Consider the following 17477-nt stretch of genomic DNA (forward strand, 5'->3'; position numbering starts at 1 on the left):
CTAAAAATCACATTATTGTCGTATGTTAAACGAATCAGTTTTAACTGATACGACCATACAATATTCCCAGAGAAGTGAGTTCGATGGATTTTTGCCCGAACATTCATGTCCTGGACCATCCCCTGATACGCCATAAGGTGGCGATGCTCAGGGATGTCAATACTGGTCACAAGGATTTTAGGGATCTGATCACCGAGATCGCTACCCTGATGGTCTACGAGAGCTTCAGGGACGTTCCAACAATGGAGATCGAGGTTCAGACGCCCTTGGAGAAATGCAAGCAGACGGTTGTCAAGGACGACTGCATCGCAGTCATCCCCATCCTCCGTGCCGGATTGGGCATGGTAGAAGGCATCCTGAACATCTTCCCCTCGGCAAAGGTCGGGCATATCGGCCTTTATAGGGACGAGGAGACGCACCAACCTATCGAATATTACTGCAAGCTTCCGGACCGCATCGAGGAGAAGGTGGTCATCGTCACCGACCCGATGCTCGCAACAGGAGGCAGCGCATCCGAGGCCATCACCATGCTGAAGAAGCACGGATGCAAGAAGATCAAGCTGCTGTCCATCATAGCTGCCCCAACAGGAGCGGAGAGGGTCCACAAGGACCATCCCGACGTGGAGGTCTATATCTCCACCATGGACAGGGAGCTCAATGAGAACGCATACATCCTCCCAGGTTTGGGGGATGCCGGAGACAGGATCTTCGGAACCAAATGATTCACAAACTCATTAGTGAGAAGATAACATGTCTGAAGAAAATGGAATGAAATATGATGTGGGGGACAAGCCTCCGTTCAAGGAGAACTTGGTATGCGCTCTGCAGCAGTTCCTCGCCATCAGTGCGGCCACCATACTCGTACCGCTCATCGTGGACCCCACAGGCGAGTACCTGAACATGGCTTCCGCCCTCATCGGAGCGGGATTCGGTACGATCGTGTACCTCCTGTTCACGCAGTTCAAGAGCCCTGTCTTCCTAGGAAGCAGTTTCGCATTCATCGGTCCGCTGTTCATGGCCATCGGATGCGGGTTCTTCGGTCTCATAATCGGAGCATTGGTCGCATGCCTGGTCTACGTCCTCATCGCCGTAATCGTTCTGGCCGGAGGAATCAGGTGGATCAACAAGTACCTGCCTCCGATCGTCATCGGACCCACTGTGGCATTGATCGGATTCTTCCTCGCAGGAACCGCCATGACCTATGTGATGTACAACGAGTACAACTCCGCATTGCCGACCGCGTCATACAACATGTTCGCAATTATCCTTGGTCTGTTCGCCTTCATGGTGATCGCATACACCTCAGTGAGGGCAAGGAGCTCCATCAGGATGTATCCCTTCATCGTCGGAATCGCAGTCGGATACGTTGCTGCCCTGATTCTGACAGGAATCGGAATGGCGACCGGCATCCAGGACCTTCAGCTCATCGACTTCTCGCCGTTCGAGAAGATCGGGGACTTCAACAACTGGATCCCCCAGCTGACCTTCGTCGGACTCTTGGGACAGGATCTCTCTGCCGTAGATATGTCGAAGATTGTAACCATCATCGTCGCATACTTCGTTACCGCATTCGTCGTGTTCACGGAGCACCTCGGGGACCACAAGAACATCAGTTCGATCCTCAAGAGGAACCTGTTCGCCGATCCCGGACTTCACAGGACCCTTGTGGGAGACGGAGTGGGATCGTTCGTCGGAGCTATCTTCGGAGGTGTCCCCAACACCACCTATGGTGAATCGATCGGCTGTGTCGCACTGTCCAAGAATGCATCTACCAAGACCATCCTGCTGACAGCATTCATCTGTATCGTCGTGGCATTCATCTACCCCATCGTGGTGTTCGTCGAGACCCTGCCCTGGTGTGTCATCGGATCCACCTGTATCGCACTGTACGGATTCATCTCCGTATCGGGTCTCAGGATGCTGTCCGGTGTGGAGCTCATGGACCCCAGGAACCTGTACGTTGTCGCAGCGGTCTTCATCTGCGGTCTCGGAGGATTGTACTTCGATTTCGGCGGAGGAGTTGTCATCGATTCGCTGGCCCCTGCGCTGATCGTCGGTATCATCACCAATATCGTCATGAAGAACCATCTCATGAACCCCGAGCTCGAAGAAGCTTGAGGACAAACGAGGGGATCATCCCCTCTCTTTTAATTGTTCATTTTTATGCAGTAATTCATTCAAATAGGTAATATTGTTCGAATAGGAACATCGTTTAATATCTACGATTCTAATACCGGACCATGGACCAGATAACCGTACTGCTCAAGAGGTATCCGTCCCAGCGCAAGGTGGCCAAGAAGCTGCTGGAGTATGGGATCAGGGTGACGAAAGGTGTCGCATATTGCGGTGACATCGAGCAGACCGATGCTGGTATCGCACGTGCGTGCGAGGTTGACAGGAGAGTGGTCAGGACAACGCTCGAGCACATCTCCGCAACACCGGAACTGGACCGTATTTTCTCTAAGCTCCAGCCGATGCTGTCCATGGTGGATATGGCTGACGAGATCGGATGCTCCGCCATCGTTATCATCCCTACGGACGCGAGGGTCCCCGGAATCATAGCAGATGTCACCACCGTCCTTTACAACTCCGGAATCACGCTCAGACAGGCGATGATCAGCGACGATGGTGAGAGGGACAGATCCACGCTCCAGTTGGTAGTCGACGGAAAGCTTCATGAGAACGTCATCATGCTCCTGAAGAACTGCCGCGGTGTGTCCAGCGTCCTGATCAAGTAAGATATTTGTTCTTTCAGTCCATTTAGGATTCAGGCGATTTCATATGCCGATGTCCAAGAAGCAGTTGGAGAAGAAGCAGCAGGCCAAGAAGGCAGAGCTGGCCGAGTTGGAGAAACAGGCCGCAGCCGGTGACGGCGAAGCAAAGAAGAAGATTGCAAAGCTGAAGAAGAAGATGAAGTGACTTTTCCTCTTGCCAGATGTTATAAACTTCTTTACCGATTTTGATTCCGATCTTTATGGTTAACGCTTGTCCTCCTCAGTCAGATCCCCGTCTGAATGTAGCTGATTTCATCTCGAACAAGGATAACATGGCCTTGGCAGGCCTAGTGGTCGAAGGTATGGAAGGGCTGCTCGAAGTGGTCCTTAACGAGCTCAGGAAACAGGAGCCCGACACGAACATCGTGAAGGTCGACCGTGATTTCCTCTCGGACGAGAACATAACCTTCGCTAGGGAACTTGGGGACTACATCGACAGAAAGCTCGCCGATGGGAAGAAGCTGAACCTGATCATTGCGGGGGATATCCCTGTAGTGGGGTGGAACCTTCTCATGGAGAAGTACAAGGGGAAAAACATCCAAGTGTACTACTGCGCCCAGGCATGCCGGCAGGTGCCTCTCTGCACCAAGCTACAGATATGAGATCAGGCTTCTGAATCGTCGTCGATGAACCTGATGGTCACGTCGCGTTTGAGACCTAGATCCCCAGCGACCTCTATGGCCTTGACCATGGCCGAAGGCACGGGACATGCTGTGTGAGGTATCGGGGTCTCCTGAGCGAGCTTGTATACCTCTGATTTGTAGAATTCTGCTTCGACCTCCGAATAGGGGCTGAAGGATTCGAGTCTCCATGACATCTTCAGGATGTCGGGGCAGTCGCTCTTGATGTCGAGCTTGACCATCCCCATCTCGTCGGTGGTGGCTGTTATGATCGTCTTCATCTTGCATACGCCGGCATCCACGCATACTTTGCAGTCAGTCATGTGAATCGGTTTCGAATGAGGATGCAGCATTATAATGCTATTCGGTGTGAGAATGAATCATAAGGGGTTTCAAGATAGGAAAACGGGGCTCTGGCCCCGTAGTTTCACTGTCTCTGGGCGGGAACCAGGAACTCGGCGATTCCGTATCCGGTGCGACCGTCCATGACAGTCTCCGAGATGGTCTCGATGAGCATCATATCCTTGCTGCCCTGCATCGGGAGCTGAGCGTGCTTCAGGATCTTCGCCCTCACATCATAGGTCTTTCCGCTCTTTCCGGTCATCTTCATCGTGTATCCGGCGGGCAGGTTTCCGTTGTATTCCAATTCGACATCGATCTTGATGACGGGATCGTTGGAATCCTTGGTACCTACGAATCCAGCATCGACATCGCCCATCTGGGTGGAGAGCTTGGTGGCGTTCCATCCGAGGTCCTTGTCGTACACGGAGTTCAGCCAAAGCCACATCTTCGGTGAGCCCCAGTCGCGGACACCTTCGCTCTTGTCCCTCTCGCCGGTGGCATCCACCTGGCAGGAGTAGTCTCCAATGACGATCTTTCCAGTGGCGACACCGAACTGCTCGAAGTGCTCCGAAGCGGTGTTGGCGGACATGGTCGCACCCTTCTCATCTACACAGTCATGGTAGTCCATGACGGGGTTGACGGGATTCCAGCAGATGTCCAGTGAGGACATGATGGGAACGGGCTCTTTGGACATGTCGAACAGAGGGCCGTTGAACGTGATCCTCCATGCGCCGTCCTTCTCATCGAATTTGAGGCATGAGCACAACTTCTTGTTCTCGTCGCAGGGCTCGGTGTTCCTGAGGCCAAACACGCCGTTCCTGTTCATCACGAAAAGGAAGACGGATTTCTCGTTCCTGTTGGGCTTGTTGCCTATGCGCATGAAAGCTGTAAGGCCCTCCTTCTTGTCGAAGAAGTTGAAGTAATAGCTCTCGTTCCAATCAAGTTCTGTGCTCATTTCGATTCCTCCAATATGGTGACCTCTCCTTTCGTACCGTCGACCAGCACTAGGTCTCCGGTGTGGAGGGTGGTTGAAGCTGATTTGACCGCGGTGACGGCAGGGATCCTGTATTCCCTGGAGATGACTGCCCCATGGCATAGGATTCCTCCGGTCTCGGTGATGAGTCCTCCGAGCTTGGAGAACACGACCGTCCATCCGGGGTCGGTGTTGCTGGTGACCAGGATCTCTCCCTTCTCGACCTCTCCGAGGTCCCTTACGTCCATGATGATGCGCACCTTTCCGCGGTAGCTTCCGGGACTGGACGCAGCACCAACGAGCACGTCTCCGTGGGAGATGGGGTCGTCGTCGAAGTCCACTCCGTTGAGCAGGAACTTCGGTGGGAGCCTGTCGCGGTACTTCATGAACTCTGCCTTCCTGGGGGCGATCAGCGCCTTGATGTCGCCGATGTTCTTTCCGTTGAGGATGTCGATGGCCTCGGTGTCCTCCAGGAAGAATATGTCCTCCCTGTCGTCGATGAGTCCCTTCTCCGCCATCCTCCTTCCCTGCTCCAGGAAGATTAGCCTGTTCCTGTACATCATGTGGTCGAGGTAGAACCTCTGGTTTTCCCTGAATATGAGGTAAGTGCGGGCGTACTTCAGGACGGTCATGATGAGCTTCCTTCTGAAGAATCCGAGCCTCTTCTTGATGTCAGTCTCGGTATCCTCCCTGCGCTTGACACCGTTCTTGAACTCTTCCCTGAGATCCACATCTCCAGCGGCCATCTGCAGCGCGATTCCCATTACGTAGTCGGGATCCTCCGCCCACCTGAGAGCGTTGAGTTCCCTCGTACCTGACCTGTGGCCGAAGTCCTTGATGAACTTGTTGTACACGTCCTTGAACGGTGCATCGGATGTCTGAAGCCAGGTCACGAACTCGGCCGGAGCCATGCTCTCAGCCTTCTTCCTGACATCGGGGTCATTCCTGAGGGCGACTCCCAGGTCGGAGAATCCCTTGTTGGTCTCGATGGTCTTGTTGTCCTCCAGTCCGGACATGAGCCCGGCATAGATGGAACCGTCATCGTTCATCCATTTGACGCACCAGTTCTTGACCAGAAGGTTGGTCATGATCGAATGGGATACCATTCCGTAACGGATCAGCTGATAGTGCTTGGTCGATCCCTTGCGGATCTTGTAATACCAATCGGCCAGTTCCTTGTCCTCGAGCTTAGTGAGGTCCAGAGCATCGAATTCCTCGCATAGCTTCAGGAATCCCTTAGCCCATTCCCTGTAGACCTTGTCGGTCTTCCAGATCATTCCGTCTCTGTCGCGGATGAGCAGGCAGAGCTGTGACTTGACCATACCGAGTATATCGTTGGGGTACTTCGAGATCCTCTCCTGCTCGGAGCGGGGGAAATACTCGAGAAGCTCCCTGGAACGGATCAGCTTCGGATAGTGGGCGAAGATCCTCTCCAGCACGACCGCGGAGAAATATACCCTTGACTTGTGCAGTTTCGTGAGTGGCCCGGACTCGAGGTCCTTGTATCCCATCATGTGGGCGCCCTCATGGTTCACGTAATCGGTGAGCAGTTTCCCCATGACAGTGTAGAACATTGGTGTCGTTGCATCCGCCCAATATTCGTCTCCGTATCCCCTTGACCATAGGATGTCGTCCTTCTCGGCCATGTCGGGAAGCGTCGTAATGGCCCTGGACTGCAGGATGTACACCTTGCCGTCCTCCACAGCCCACTCGATGTCCTGGGGGCATCCGAAGTGGTTTCTGAGTTTCAGTCCCTCGTCCGCTATCGCTTTTAGGATCTTGTCGTTCGCACAGCGTACGTCCCTCTTGTCCTCGTCGATGTCGATCAGCTTGTTCTCTCCTCCTATGAGGTAGAATCCCTGCTGCTTGGTGTTGACGGTGCAGTCGACGACCTCCCCGTCGTATGAAAGTATGTATCTGTCCGGGGTGACGAGTCCAGATACTATCGATTCTCCGAGTCCCCATGACGCCTCTATGATGATGTGTCCTTCTCCTGTGACGGGATCTGATGTGAACATGACTCCGCTGATGTCTGATTTGACCATTCTCTGTACGACAATCGCCATTCCCTGTTCCAAGTGATTCTTGGAGGCGTCGTGCCTGTACTTCATAGCCCTAGCATTCCAGTAGGAGGTCCAGCATTTCAGGACCATCTGGATGATGTCATGCTTTCTCACGTTCAGATAGGTGTCCTGTTGTCCTGCGAAACTCGCATCCGCAAGATCCTCGGCCACTGCTGAGGATCTGACTGCGAAGTACTCCCCGTCAAGGCTGAAGAAGTTCTTCTTGAGGATGTCGATCTCCTGCTCTGGAAGGTCCGCTTCGAAGAACATGTTGCGTATCTTCTCCGAGGAGGATTCCAGCGATTCTTCATCATCGAAGTCCGTCGATTCGAGTACCTCTGCTATCTTGGATCTGAGACCTGTGAGGTCGAGGAACATCTCGTATGCATCCACGGTCACGGAGAGCGCAGGCGGTACGCTGAATCCGCTGGATATCATCTTTGCGATATTGATTCCTTTTCCTCCGACCAAGCTTATGTCTAGGTCGGATGAATCCAGGGGTACGACAGGGCGAGGACTATCTGTTGTCATCAATTGACGAATATGGATTACAATAAAGGCATTATCGGTTCATATATTCGACAATCAACGTATATTATTTAATTAGAACAAGGGTGGGCCCTTTCGGGCCCTAAGAAGGAATAAATGCCTTTTTGCTTAGAACGCAGGGATCTTTCCCTCGGTTGCCAACGACATTCCGAGGTAGAAGTTGAACAGGAAGTTCAGCGCGGCGACTACTCCGAGTATGGTGGTCAGTCCGCCTATGATTCCGTTCAGTCCTGCGAGCAGGAAGACGAACGCAGTGGTTATTAGCAACAGGGTCAACAGTCTTGGTGTTTTCGCCATGATCGACCAGATGATGCAGAAGAGGAAGATTATCCCGAAACCTACACTTCCCCAAGAGTCTATTCCATATCCGGTGGCGAACACAGCTGCACCGACCAACAGGAACACCGTGAATCCGAACGCGCTCTCCGCTCTCCAAGCAGCGACTGCCACGAGCATGATCATCGCACCGATGAGCATGAACAGCTCTGCGGGGATGACTGTCTCGACGAAGCATGACAGCGCCAGAGGGAATGAGATCGCAGCGACGAACAGGAGTCCGCATGCTGTCGGGTCTATTGGCTTGAATTCTGACATGAAGCACAACCTCCGAAAATTGGTGTTGCCCGGCATCACTGCCGGGCTTTAGTTTAAGGTTTTACAAATCAGAGTCCGTAGTTCTTCAGGTCGAAGTTGGGTACGTCTGCGTATTTCTTGCAGCAGTACTCGAAGAACTTGTCCTCGTCGTCAGGCAGTGCGGAGAGGTCCTTGATGATTCCCTCGAGGACTTCCCTCTGCTTCCTGGTGAGCTGGAGCTCTTTGGCGTCGTTGTGGGCCTTGATGAGCTCTGCGGCCTTGAGTCCGGCTGCCTTTGCCCTGAGGTAGTAGTTGTTACCCTCAGAGACGATCGCCTTTCCGATATCGTAGGCATTGTCGTATGCGAGGATGTGTCCCTCAGGTCCTCTCTCCCTGTCGGTGATCATGTACAGGTCCCTGAGTTCCTTCTGCTTTCCGGTCTGGATAGCGGTGTTCATCAGAGCGACCTCGTATCCGAGGGATCCCATCCAGCACTGGACTGAGGTTCCTCCGAACTCGGGGTGGTACTCGATGGACTCGTTGGACCACAGGTCGCAGACCTGAGCCATCAGGTTACCCTGAAGATCAGCGTGTGCGCACTGACAGTTCTTTCCCTCCTGAGCACAGGGCTTTCCGGCGATGGCCTTACAGATAGGTCCCTCGTAACCGCAGTCCTTGTCAGGTCCGGATGCTCCCTGCTCCCATGCAACAAGGGTCCTTGCTGCCGAGATGGCACGGGTAACCGCAGAGTAGGTCCTCTGGACATCCTGGTCCAGCATTCCGCCGGCCATGAACATCGAGGTGTTCGCTCCGGAACAGTTGGTGTCTCCTCCTGCCACGGTCTTGTTCTTCTTTGCGATGTTGACGAACTCCTTCCACACGTACTCCATATCGATGGATCCGAGGTATCCGATTCCGAAGAGGAATGCGACGATATCTCCGTTGGTGGTCGCGTAGTCTCCCAACTCCTTTCCTCCGAGAGTCTCACAGGACAGGACGTCTGCTCCATTCTCACATGCGACTTCCGCGCATCCGAACAGGTGCTCGGGGTAGCTGTGCTTTCCGCCCATTCCGGGCCTGTATCCCTCCTCAGCCTCACGCTGGTCAGGGATGGTCTGCCTTACTGCACAGTTGATTCCGTACTCCTCGTGGAACTTCTCACAGATTGCCTTCTGTCCCTCTACGACGGGAGTCGACATCTTGGGGTCTCCCATCTGGGAGATCCACTCGGTCTCCAGCTGGACGTCGGGGAATCCGAGTGTTACACACCTGTTGAGGACATCCTTCGAGATGTAGTCAACGTACTCCTTCTTGAGTTTCTCGGGCGAAGCCTCAGATCCGGGCCTGGGTCCGTAGTTGAGCTCGGGTATGACTCTGCCGGCTCCGACCTTGATTCCGAATCCGTAGGAAATGGGCTCCTTTGCGTGTCCGAATACCATCTCTTCTGCACTGTCGTATGCCATCTTTGTGTACTTTGCCATTTTACTCACGCTCCTACAATGTGGTCCCACTCTTCCCTGATCTTCTTCCAGTCGTATCCCTCGAGGACCTTGTCAGCGATCGGGGGAGTCTGAGGTGCCTTCTCAGAGTAGATTCCCAAGTCGAATGACTCGGAGAAGTCCCTGTTAACTGCTCCACCAGCAGCCATGAACGGGATGTTGATGCCTGCTGCGACGAGCTTTGCTGCTGCGCGCGGGAATGCGGTCATAGTAGTGGTCATAAGTGCGGTACCGGTGACCATGAAGGGTTTGACTTCCTTCACCTTGGCAACGACGTCGTCTACAGCCACATCCTTACCCATGTCAATGACTGTGTATCCGGACGACCTCATCATAACAGCAGCGATGTTCTTTCCAATGTCGTGGGGGTCTCCCTCGGCCGCATGCATGACGACAGTTCCCTTGGTGGACCTTCCACCGGGGGTCTGCTTCTCTGCGAGTGCGATTCCGATCTCCATTGTCTTTGCTGCCATCATAATCTCGGGCAGGTAGTAGATGTGCTCTGCGTACAGTTTCGCGACACACTCCATTCCAACTACCAGTCCGTTGTTGATTATATCTAATGCATCTTTCGTCTTCAGCGCCTCTGCGACTGCAGGTCCGACGTCCTTGAATTTCATGTAAAGGACGCAGTCAGCTACCTTGTACAGGACAGGGTCCTTAGGGAGCATAGCCTTGGCGACTGCCTCAGGTGTTGTCTCGTTCTGAGCCTCAACATCGTAGCGCTTGAGGATCTTCGAGAAGTCGACTTTGCTATAATCAATCATTCTTTTTCCTCCTATTATTTTTCGGAAGCTGCTTGCCCAACTTCCTACAGTTAGTTGGATGTGTATAGTACCTATATAACGAGTTGGATGGATGGATGGTTAATCCTACCGAAGTATATAAACTATGGATAGTATCTTTATATATTATTGACTAAAACAACAAAAAAATTGAGCACTCATCATTTCTATCCATCCAATGTTATCTGGTTTTATATCACATGAAGAAGATTATCAAAATAGTAGGGCCGGAAACGGCCAGAAGGAGATAAGATGAGCTACGGAATTTCTTTGGATATCGGTACCAGCGGAACGAGGGGCCACGCAGTAGACCTCTCCACCGGAAAGATCCTGTCCACTTCGGTCACGGAATGCCATCCGCTGCCCGGAGCCAACATCATGGACCATCTCACTTTCTGCATCAATGCAGGAACCGACACGGCCCACAAGATATTGATGGATACGGTCAACAAACTGATCGCTACGCTCGGTGTGGATCTCAAACAGGTAGAGAGGGTCAGCATCTGCGGTAACCCTATCCAATTATCATTATTCCAAGGAATCCCTGTGGATGACCTCGCTTTCGCCGGAGAGAATGCTCACAAGGCCAGAGGGATCGTCGCACAGAAGAGGGATGCGGGAGTGTTCTCAGCGGTCGATGTCGGACTGAATGTCAAGGACGGATGCGAGCTATGCGTCCCTCCTGCGATCAGGCACGAGATCGGAGCCGACGCCCTAGCTATGATGTACAAGAGCGGATTCCTAGAGCAGAAGGAGAACTGTCTGGTCACCGATTACGGAACCAACGCCGAGATGGCGCTGAAGATCGGCGACGACATCTATACCGGATCCGCTGCTGCGGGACCGGCCATGGAGGGGCAGTCCATCAAATGCGGTATGCTCGCAGGACCTGGGGCGATATCCGATCTGGAGTATGATTTCCAATACATCTGTAAGGTCCTCAATGACGACATAATCCCCGAGAACGGAGACAGGTGCGATTTCGCGCTGGAGACGGTCAAGGAAGAGGGTCCGATGAGCGGAAAGGCCATCGGTATCACCGGAACCGGAGTCATCGCAGCCGTCGCAGCAGCCTTGGATTGCCACATCTGGAGGAAGGGAAAGCTCACCACCTCCGACGGTAAGATGCATCTCCAGGATGGCATCTACATCGACTCCCATGACATCTCAGAGGCTATGAAGGCCATCGGTGCCATGAGGGCAGGACACTTCACCCTCCTTGAGCACGCGGGAATCAAGTTCAGCGACCTCAACATCATGTACATGGCCGGAGCCTCCGGAACCTATGTGGATGCCGTGAAGGCGAGGGAGGTCGGACTCCTTCCGCCGTCATGCAACACCATCTATCAGTATGGAAACACCTCGCTGGCCATGGCCACCGATATCCTCAGGGACCCCGAGCTTCTGGACACCCTCCAGGATATCGCCAACGGAATCCGCGCCAACCATGTCATGTTCGCCGGGGACCCGATCTTCGAGCAGATCTACACTCAGGAGCTCGCCGTCTGCGACGAGGGAATGGGCATGGAGATGTACAACAGGAACAATGCCATCGCCGGTATCCAGGAGCTCCCCAAGCCGAAGGGAACCCCCACCGTCCACAGAATGGTGCAGCGTGACATCCCCGATCTGGGAGACAGGGGATTGTTCATCCTCCACGACATCGGTACCGAGCTACGCGGCCACATGGAAGGCTGCATAGGATGCAAGAAGTGCGAGAAGGAGTGCCCCGAGCACGCTCTCACCGTCACCGATGACAAGGAGATCGTCGTCAAGACTAAGAACTGCCTTGGAACCGCCTGCTACAGGTGTCAGTTCAGCTGTCCGGAGAAGGTCTACAAGTACGATAACCTCAAGCTCACCTTCTGAGGCGATCAGATGCACGTGTTCATAATCGGAGGATTCCTAGGAAGCGGGAAGACCACCATGCTGCTCAGCCTGGCGAAGGTCTATGTGGACAAGGGGATGAAGACCGCGATCATCGTCAACGAATCGGGCGAGGTCGGAGTGGACGGTGCGACCATCAAGGCCGAGGGATACAGCGCAACGGAGCTGCCCGAGGGGTGCATCTGCTGTACGTTGGTTGGTACCCTTCAGGCGACTCTGAGGAACATCAAGAGGGACATCGACCCCGAGATCCTGATAATAGAGCCCACGGGTTTGGCGCTTCCTCACAAGGTGAAGCAGTTCGTGCACACGGCCATGATAGACGAGGAGACCTGTTCAATCATAGGGCTGGCCGACGTGGAGAGGTTCGATTCCCTCCTGGAGAAGAAGGAAGCGTTCTACAAGATGCAGATGTCGGGCTCCGACCTGGTCCTGATCAACAAGGTGGATCTGGCGCAGCCAGGTCAGGTGGAGCACATCAGGAAGTGGTTCGCGGAGAACTTCCCCGACAAGCCTGTCGAAGCGGTGTCCGCGAAGACCGGCTAGGGAATGGACAAGCTCTACGATTTCACACTGTCGCGCTGACCATATACATCTTCCAGAGGATGGCCGTCAAGCTTCCGACGGTCATCCCCGCCAGAAGCCCCGGACCTATGCTCATCCTCCCCATCGGGAAGAAGAGCGGTATGCAGAATAGAATGAAGTGGAATCCCCACATGTAGGTGACGGCGAACATCGCGACGAATCCGATGGCCATCGCTATGAAGAAGTATTTGTCGAATATGGCTTTCACTATGTCCTTCCCGGAGGTAACTGTGACGTTCTCGTTGCCATTTGGCTGGAAGCCGTCCGGACGAACGTCATCGTGAGGGATCTGACGAACCATATTCCCGCATTCGGGACACTGGAATTCATCATCCTTGAGGTACCTTCCGCATCTGGGGCAGAAATCCATGATGGTAAGATTTCCCCCTCGTTGATAACCTTTATCGTCGGTTTCTCAGAATTTTTAAGGGTTTTAGTCCTCTTTCTCGTTCTCCTTGATTACATCCAGGTAGAACTTCTCTATGGCCTCTGAGGGTGATAGGCCCTTCTCCATGAGAATCTTTTCGGCCTTGAGCTTGATTATCGGGTCGATCCTAGCGTTCACGACAGCACCCCTTTCGGACTGCTTGCTGCCGTAGACGACTTCGTCATAGAGGATGGAGATCAGGTTGGCGTACCCAACCCCTCTCTCGCGTGCGACCGCACGGACCAGATCGGTGGTGCCTGAGCCGTACTGAGAGGACTTCTTCTTCCTGTCCGCCAGGAACCCGTACCTGAGGTCGCTGGCCACGTCCTTCAGCACCTGCTTCCTGGAGTCCATGTCCTCGGGAATGAGCGTCTCCGGATCGATCTTCGATATCTCGGAGAGCACACGGTCGTCAAGATAGGGGTAGATGAGCGTCTTTCCGAAGTAATCTGCGATCGCCTTCTCGCAAGGGACGGAGACGTTCATGAGCCTCTCCACTCCAGCATCCTTCAGAAGCTCGAATTCCTCCCTGGTCTGACCTACGTATTTCGCACAACCCATGAAGTATTCGTCCGCCCCCTGGCCGGTGATGATGATCTCCTCCTCGGCCTCCTTGCAGACGCAGAAGAGCTGCAATTCGTAGGAGATGGTGAACGGATCCGAAACGCCGGTGGCGGTGATGAATTCCTTGATCAGGTCCACGATGGTCGATTTGGATATCTGAGCGTGGACGAAGGGCAGATTGAGCCTCTTGGAGAGGTCCTTGGCCATGGACACGTCGAAGGCGTTGGCTGTACCGCAAGTATAGAGCGTGACGGATTCAGCATACTGCTTGGAGAGAGCGGAGACCAATCCGGAATCCAATCCTCCGGAGCATGCGATGCCCACCCTTTGGCCTTCTGAGGCTTCCTTGATTACCTCAACGAGAGAATCCCTCAATCCGTCCCACATGAGTGTACGGAATGCGTCGAGCTTATTATAATGAGCCTGTTCGAGGCGATATCTGGATGTTGCGAGATATCTAAAGATTGCGGGGGGAATTATATATCTTTAGAAAATTATCTGCCGTAAAGTAAAAGAGGGGATTAACATCACATTCTGCGGAAAATGCGGCTATAACAATCCTGAAGAGAGTGACACCTGTGCTAACTGCGGTGCCAATCTCAAAGAGGCCGTCGGTACACACCAGCAGGAGCCCGTGGAGCGCATCGGCGCCTACGATCCCAACAGGCCGTACCAGGCGCCTCCTATGAATCCTAACATGAATCCCAACATGAATCCCAACATGCCTCCGTACATGCCCATGCCTCCTGCGACAAGGAAGAAGGACAAGCCCAAGGCTGAGGGAGAGTACGACCCCAAGGGACGCAGTTTCGCGATCATTCTGTCCGTATGTGCTCTTGCCATCACGATCGTCGCGCTTTTCGCGATCCCCGTGGACTTCGAGCACTTCGACAAGACCATCCTCAGGGTCGGAATGAACAACCAGACCGCGATCTTCGCTATGACCTTCGTCACTCTTGCGGTCGGAATCGTTGCTCTCATCGAGCCTCTCATGACAGTGGTTTCCGGAATAAGCCTCATGGCTACAGCAGCTTTGATCTTCACCGCGAACCCTGCATTGGGATTGTCCACGCCCGGAATGATCGTATTCATCCTCCTGGCGATCGACATCATCGCTCTTGGAATCGTGTCCATGATCTTCATGAAGAAGTTCATCGCCAACAACATCGAGGGCGTACCGATCTTCAAGGCATGCTGGTTCACCTGGACGGGTATCGCTCACCAGTGAGCGTACCCTCTCCAAACCCTTTACCCATTTTTCTCATGTCTCTATCCTTCTTCATAGGATTCTATCACAATCATCACATCGTCAAATATGAACAATAAGACTATACTGGATAATACGTCCAATATGTAGTCATCACTTTCAAAACAACGAAAACGTGGTACAATTTTTTAATAGAATTTCGCCTAACTTTTCCCTAAATCGGAATGATTGCTGACAACTCCTTATCTACCGATGCAGAGGAAATTTCATGGGAAAGGATTCCCATCTAACCAAACTGCGGGGCCACATATTTCGTTCCGGAAAGGCGCCCGTTACTTCGGAAAAGGACCACGTCCCATTGGAATGCAAACTGGATTACAATCATTATCTGGAAGAGTACGAACGTCACAATCCACTAGACGCGCCATTGTTTCTGGAGTCGGAGGCAGACATAATCGAAGCCGATGACTGCCGTTATCTCTATGATGCTCAGTGCGAAGATAGGGTTCGTCACGCGAAGGACATGGCGATCAGGCTGTGCCGCAGCGAGTACGGTCCTAATGATTTCTTCATCAAGTACTTCACCGCCGATCCCTTGGAGATCAAAGCCATACAGACCATCCTGACGCGCAGCAGGATCGTGAAGAAGATGAGGGAGGCAGCACAGATACAGGGAACCTTCGAGGATTGGAGGCCAAGATATGTGATATCATGTTTCCAGAACGATTGTTCCATCTGCAAATTCTGGGATGGGAAAGAATTCGAATTCGGAAGCAAGGACTCCAAATTCCCTCCGTTCTGCCTGGGGTGTCGGTGCAAGGTTACGTTGGTCCCGGTGGAAGGGATGCGTTACAAGTCTGATCAGTGATCTACCTCAGATGATACGATAGATCTTCTGCAAGAGGTTGGATTTGTAGGGGGTCTCGACGACCTGAATTGAATCTAGATTGTCCTTGGTCATCCATCCTGTGTCACGGGACCACTTACATCAATCTTTTTATCGTAAGTCCACAACTATCCACCCGGTCAATCATGAAGGTATTCGTCTACGACTGCAGGACATACGATGAATAGGGGTTCTTCAGCGAATTCACTGAAAAACTCGGCATAGAATGGGACTGCACCTCGGATACGCTGGTCCCTGAGATCGTGGACCTTGCAGCCGGATACGATTACGTCTCCATCCTCACGACACCGGTCACAGCGCCGATGCTGGACAGGTTCAAGGAGCTGGGGATCAAGATGATAGGCACAAGGTGCATCGGGTTCGACCACATCGATATAGCCCATGCAAAGGAGATCGGCATGGTGGTGACCAACATCACCTACGATTCCGACGGGGTGGCGGAATTCACCGTCATGGACATCCTGATGGGCGTCCGCAGGATGAAGGAGGTCATGATCAAGACCATGGGCAACGACTTCAGGCTCAACTGCCTTCTGGCCGAGCAGCTCAAGGATATGAACGTCGGAATCATCGGAGCCGGAAAGATCGGCCTTGCCGTCATGAGGGACCTGACAGGCTTCGGATGCAAGCTGTATTACTGCAACCGCAGCAGGAAGGCAGAGGCCGACAGGTACGCAGAGTTCATCAGCATGGATGAGCTTCTAAGGACCTGCGACGTCATCTCGATGCATATGGAGCTGAACGAGAAGACATACCATATCCTGGATGCAGAGGCTTTCGCCAAAATGAAGAAGGGCGTTGTGTTCGTCAACACCGCAAGAGGCGGGCTCGTCGATACCAAGGCCCTCATCGACGCTCTGGACTCGGGACAGGTCTCCTGTGCTGCACTGGACGTTGTGGAGAACGAGCTCGGTCTGTATTACAACGACTGCAGGGGCAAGGATCTGGAAGGACACTACATCGATATCCTGAGGAACATGCCCAATGTCATCTACACGCAGCACATGGCATTCTATTACCGCACAGCTGTCAGGGACATGGTGTCCAACTGCCTTCTCAGCATGAAACTGCACAACGAAGGGAAGGAGATCCCCCACAGACTGGCCTGATCACTCGAATAACCTTTGCGGGTCACTTTTGATGGAATAATGAGTGGACAAGGCGAGATTCGAACTCGCGGCCTCTTCGTTGCGAACGAAGCGATCTAACCGGGCTGATCTACTTGCCCATTGAGAAATCCCGGTAAGCCTCCGTAGAGGGGACTGAGATAAAAACTTTGGTCTTATTCAGATGAAGGCTGGGCCCATCTGAAAAGGCTGCGCCAGTCCTTCTCCATTTCATCACCGCACCTGTGGCAGCGGATAGTGTCCGGAAAGTCCTCAAGGACCTGCATGTACTTCTTGCACCTGGGGCATCTGTGCGGTGTGGAGAAGTAGACCTCCGGTTCAAGGATATCATTGTCATGGATCAACAGGGAATCGTAGCTCTTGGTGTAGCCGCAGCCGCATGTGAAGACATCGGTGCGGAAGTGGAACAGGCAGTGCGGATGAGCGGAAAGGGCATCCTTTGCTTTCTTGCCGTATTTGCAGCCCATGATCTCGCCGTATGACTTCCTGTCACCCCAGCCCTTGCAGTTGTAGTCCCCTATCTGGAGCGCGATCTCGTGTCCGCAGGAACTGCATCTGTATGTGTACTCCTCGCCCATGTGATGCTCAGGGCATA

At 53.2% G+C, this 17477-nt stretch carries 19 protein-coding genes and 1 tRNA gene; 10 read left to right on the forward strand and 10 right to left on the reverse strand.

Annotated features, from left to right (window positions below; all coding sequences use genetic code 11):
- Positions 1–83: 83 nt before the first annotated feature.
- The 5 genes from upp to PED39_06035 all read left to right on the forward strand — a co-directional run bounded on the left by upp (position 84) and on the right by PED39_06035 (position 3376).
- A complete protein-coding gene (upp, locus tag PED39_06015) occupies positions 84–722 on the forward strand; it encodes a uracil phosphoribosyltransferase (GenBank protein ID WII07145.1) in 639 nt (212 codons plus the stop codon).
- Positions 723–750: 28 nt separating this feature from the next.
- Positions 751–2118 (forward strand): hypothetical protein, encoded by a 1368-nt coding sequence (locus PED39_06020; GenBank protein ID WII07146.1) that lies wholly within the window; start codon positions 751–753, stop codon positions 2116–2118.
- A gap of 122 nt (positions 2119–2240) precedes the next feature.
- Complete coding sequence (locus PED39_06025; GenBank protein WII07147.1) at positions 2241–2738, forward strand: regulator of amino acid metabolism, contains ACT domain protein; 498 nt, start codon at positions 2241–2243, stop codon at positions 2736–2738.
- A 43-nt stretch (positions 2739–2781) separates the two neighbouring features.
- Positions 2782–2919, forward strand: coding sequence for a hypothetical protein (locus tag PED39_06030; protein ID WII07148.1), 138 nt, complete (start codon positions 2782–2784; stop codon positions 2917–2919).
- A gap of 55 nt (positions 2920–2974) precedes the next feature.
- Positions 2975–3376: a hypothetical protein gene (locus PED39_06035; GenBank protein WII07149.1), complete on the forward strand. Its 402-nt coding sequence runs from the start codon at positions 2975–2977 to the stop codon at positions 3374–3376.
- A gap of 2 nt (positions 3377–3378) precedes the next feature.
- On the opposite strand, the gene PED39_06040 is transcribed toward PED39_06035, so the two are convergent.
- The 6 genes from PED39_06040 to PED39_06065 form a co-directional block, all read right to left on the reverse strand.
- Entirely contained in the window at positions 3379–3717 is a 339-nt protein-coding gene (locus PED39_06040; protein ID WII07150.1) for a hypothetical protein, read from the reverse strand.
- Positions 3718–3821: 104 nt separating this feature from the next.
- Positions 3822–4691, reverse strand: coding sequence for a hypothetical protein (locus tag PED39_06045; protein ID WII07151.1), 870 nt, complete (start codon positions 4689–4691; stop codon positions 3822–3824).
- On the reverse strand, positions 4688–7303 hold the full coding sequence (locus tag PED39_06050) for a PEP-utilizing enzyme (GenBank protein ID WII07152.1): 2616 nt from the start codon (positions 7301–7303) through the stop codon (positions 4688–4690). The genes PED39_06045 and PED39_06050 overlap by 4 nt, the downstream gene beginning before the upstream one ends.
- Before the next feature lie 126 nt (positions 7304–7429).
- Entirely contained in the window at positions 7430–7915 is a 486-nt protein-coding gene (locus PED39_06055; protein ID WII07153.1) for a hypothetical protein, read from the reverse strand.
- Between the two features lie 68 nt (positions 7916–7983).
- Entirely contained in the window at positions 7984–9375 is a 1392-nt protein-coding gene (locus PED39_06060; GenBank protein WII07154.1) for a methanol--corrinoid methyltransferase, read from the reverse strand.
- A 5-nt stretch (positions 9376–9380) separates the two neighbouring features.
- Positions 9381–10160 carry a cobalamin-dependent protein gene (locus tag PED39_06065; GenBank protein ID WII07155.1) on the reverse strand — a complete coding sequence of 260 codons (780 nt, stop codon included), beginning with the start codon at positions 10158–10160 and terminating at the stop codon, positions 9381–9383.
- 270 nt (positions 10161–10430) lie between these two features.
- Here PED39_06065 and PED39_06070 point away from each other — a divergent pair, with 270 nt between their 5' ends.
- Both PED39_06070 and PED39_06075 read left to right on the forward strand, forming a co-directional pair.
- On the forward strand, positions 10431–12047 hold the full coding sequence (locus tag PED39_06070; GenBank protein ID WII07156.1) for a methylamine methyltransferase corrinoid protein reductive activase: 1617 nt from the start codon (positions 10431–10433) through the stop codon (positions 12045–12047).
- A 9-nt stretch (positions 12048–12056) separates the two neighbouring features.
- A complete protein-coding gene (locus tag PED39_06075; protein WII07157.1) occupies positions 12057–12611 on the forward strand; it encodes a GTPase in 555 nt (184 codons plus the stop codon).
- 22 nt (positions 12612–12633) lie between these two features.
- Here PED39_06075 and PED39_06080 read toward each other — a convergent pair whose 3' ends face one another.
- On the reverse strand, positions 12634–13020 hold the full coding sequence (locus tag PED39_06080) for a hypothetical protein (GenBank protein WII07158.1): 387 nt from the start codon (positions 13018–13020) through the stop codon (positions 12634–12636).
- Between the two features lie 63 nt (positions 13021–13083).
- The gene (locus tag PED39_06085) at positions 13084–14028 is read right to left on the reverse strand and encodes an asparagine synthase-related protein (GenBank protein ID WII07159.1); all 945 of its coding nucleotides are present in this window, start codon (positions 14026–14028) and stop codon (positions 13084–13086) included.
- Between the two features lie 247 nt (positions 14029–14275).
- On the opposite strand from PED39_06085, the gene PED39_06090 reads away from it, so the two are divergent.
- From PED39_06090 to PED39_06100, 3 genes are all read left to right on the forward strand, one after another.
- Entirely contained in the window at positions 14276–14869 is a 594-nt protein-coding gene (locus PED39_06090; GenBank protein ID WII07160.1) for a hypothetical protein, read from the forward strand.
- Between the two features lie 247 nt (positions 14870–15116).
- Positions 15117–15716: a hypothetical protein gene (locus PED39_06095; protein WII07161.1), complete on the forward strand. Its 600-nt coding sequence runs from the start codon at positions 15117–15119 to the stop codon at positions 15714–15716.
- A 239-nt stretch (positions 15717–15955) separates the two neighbouring features.
- Positions 15956–16864 (forward strand): NAD(P)-dependent oxidoreductase, encoded by a 909-nt coding sequence (locus PED39_06100; GenBank protein ID WII08386.1) that lies wholly within the window; start codon positions 15956–15958, stop codon positions 16862–16864.
- Between the two features lie 44 nt (positions 16865–16908).
- On the opposite strand, the gene PED39_06105 is transcribed toward PED39_06100, so the two are convergent.
- A tRNA-Ala gene (locus PED39_06105) sits at positions 16909–16983 on the reverse strand.
- A 54-nt stretch (positions 16984–17037) separates the two neighbouring features.
- Complete coding sequence (locus PED39_06110; protein ID WII07162.1) at positions 17038–17460, reverse strand: hypothetical protein; 423 nt, start codon at positions 17458–17460, stop codon at positions 17038–17040.
- Positions 17461–17477: the final 17 nt, after the last annotated feature.

This window comes from Methanomassiliicoccales archaeon LGM-RCC1 (assembly GCA_030168575.1).
GTDB lineage: Archaea > Thermoplasmatota > Thermoplasmata > Methanomassiliicoccales > Methanomethylophilaceae > Methanoprimaticola.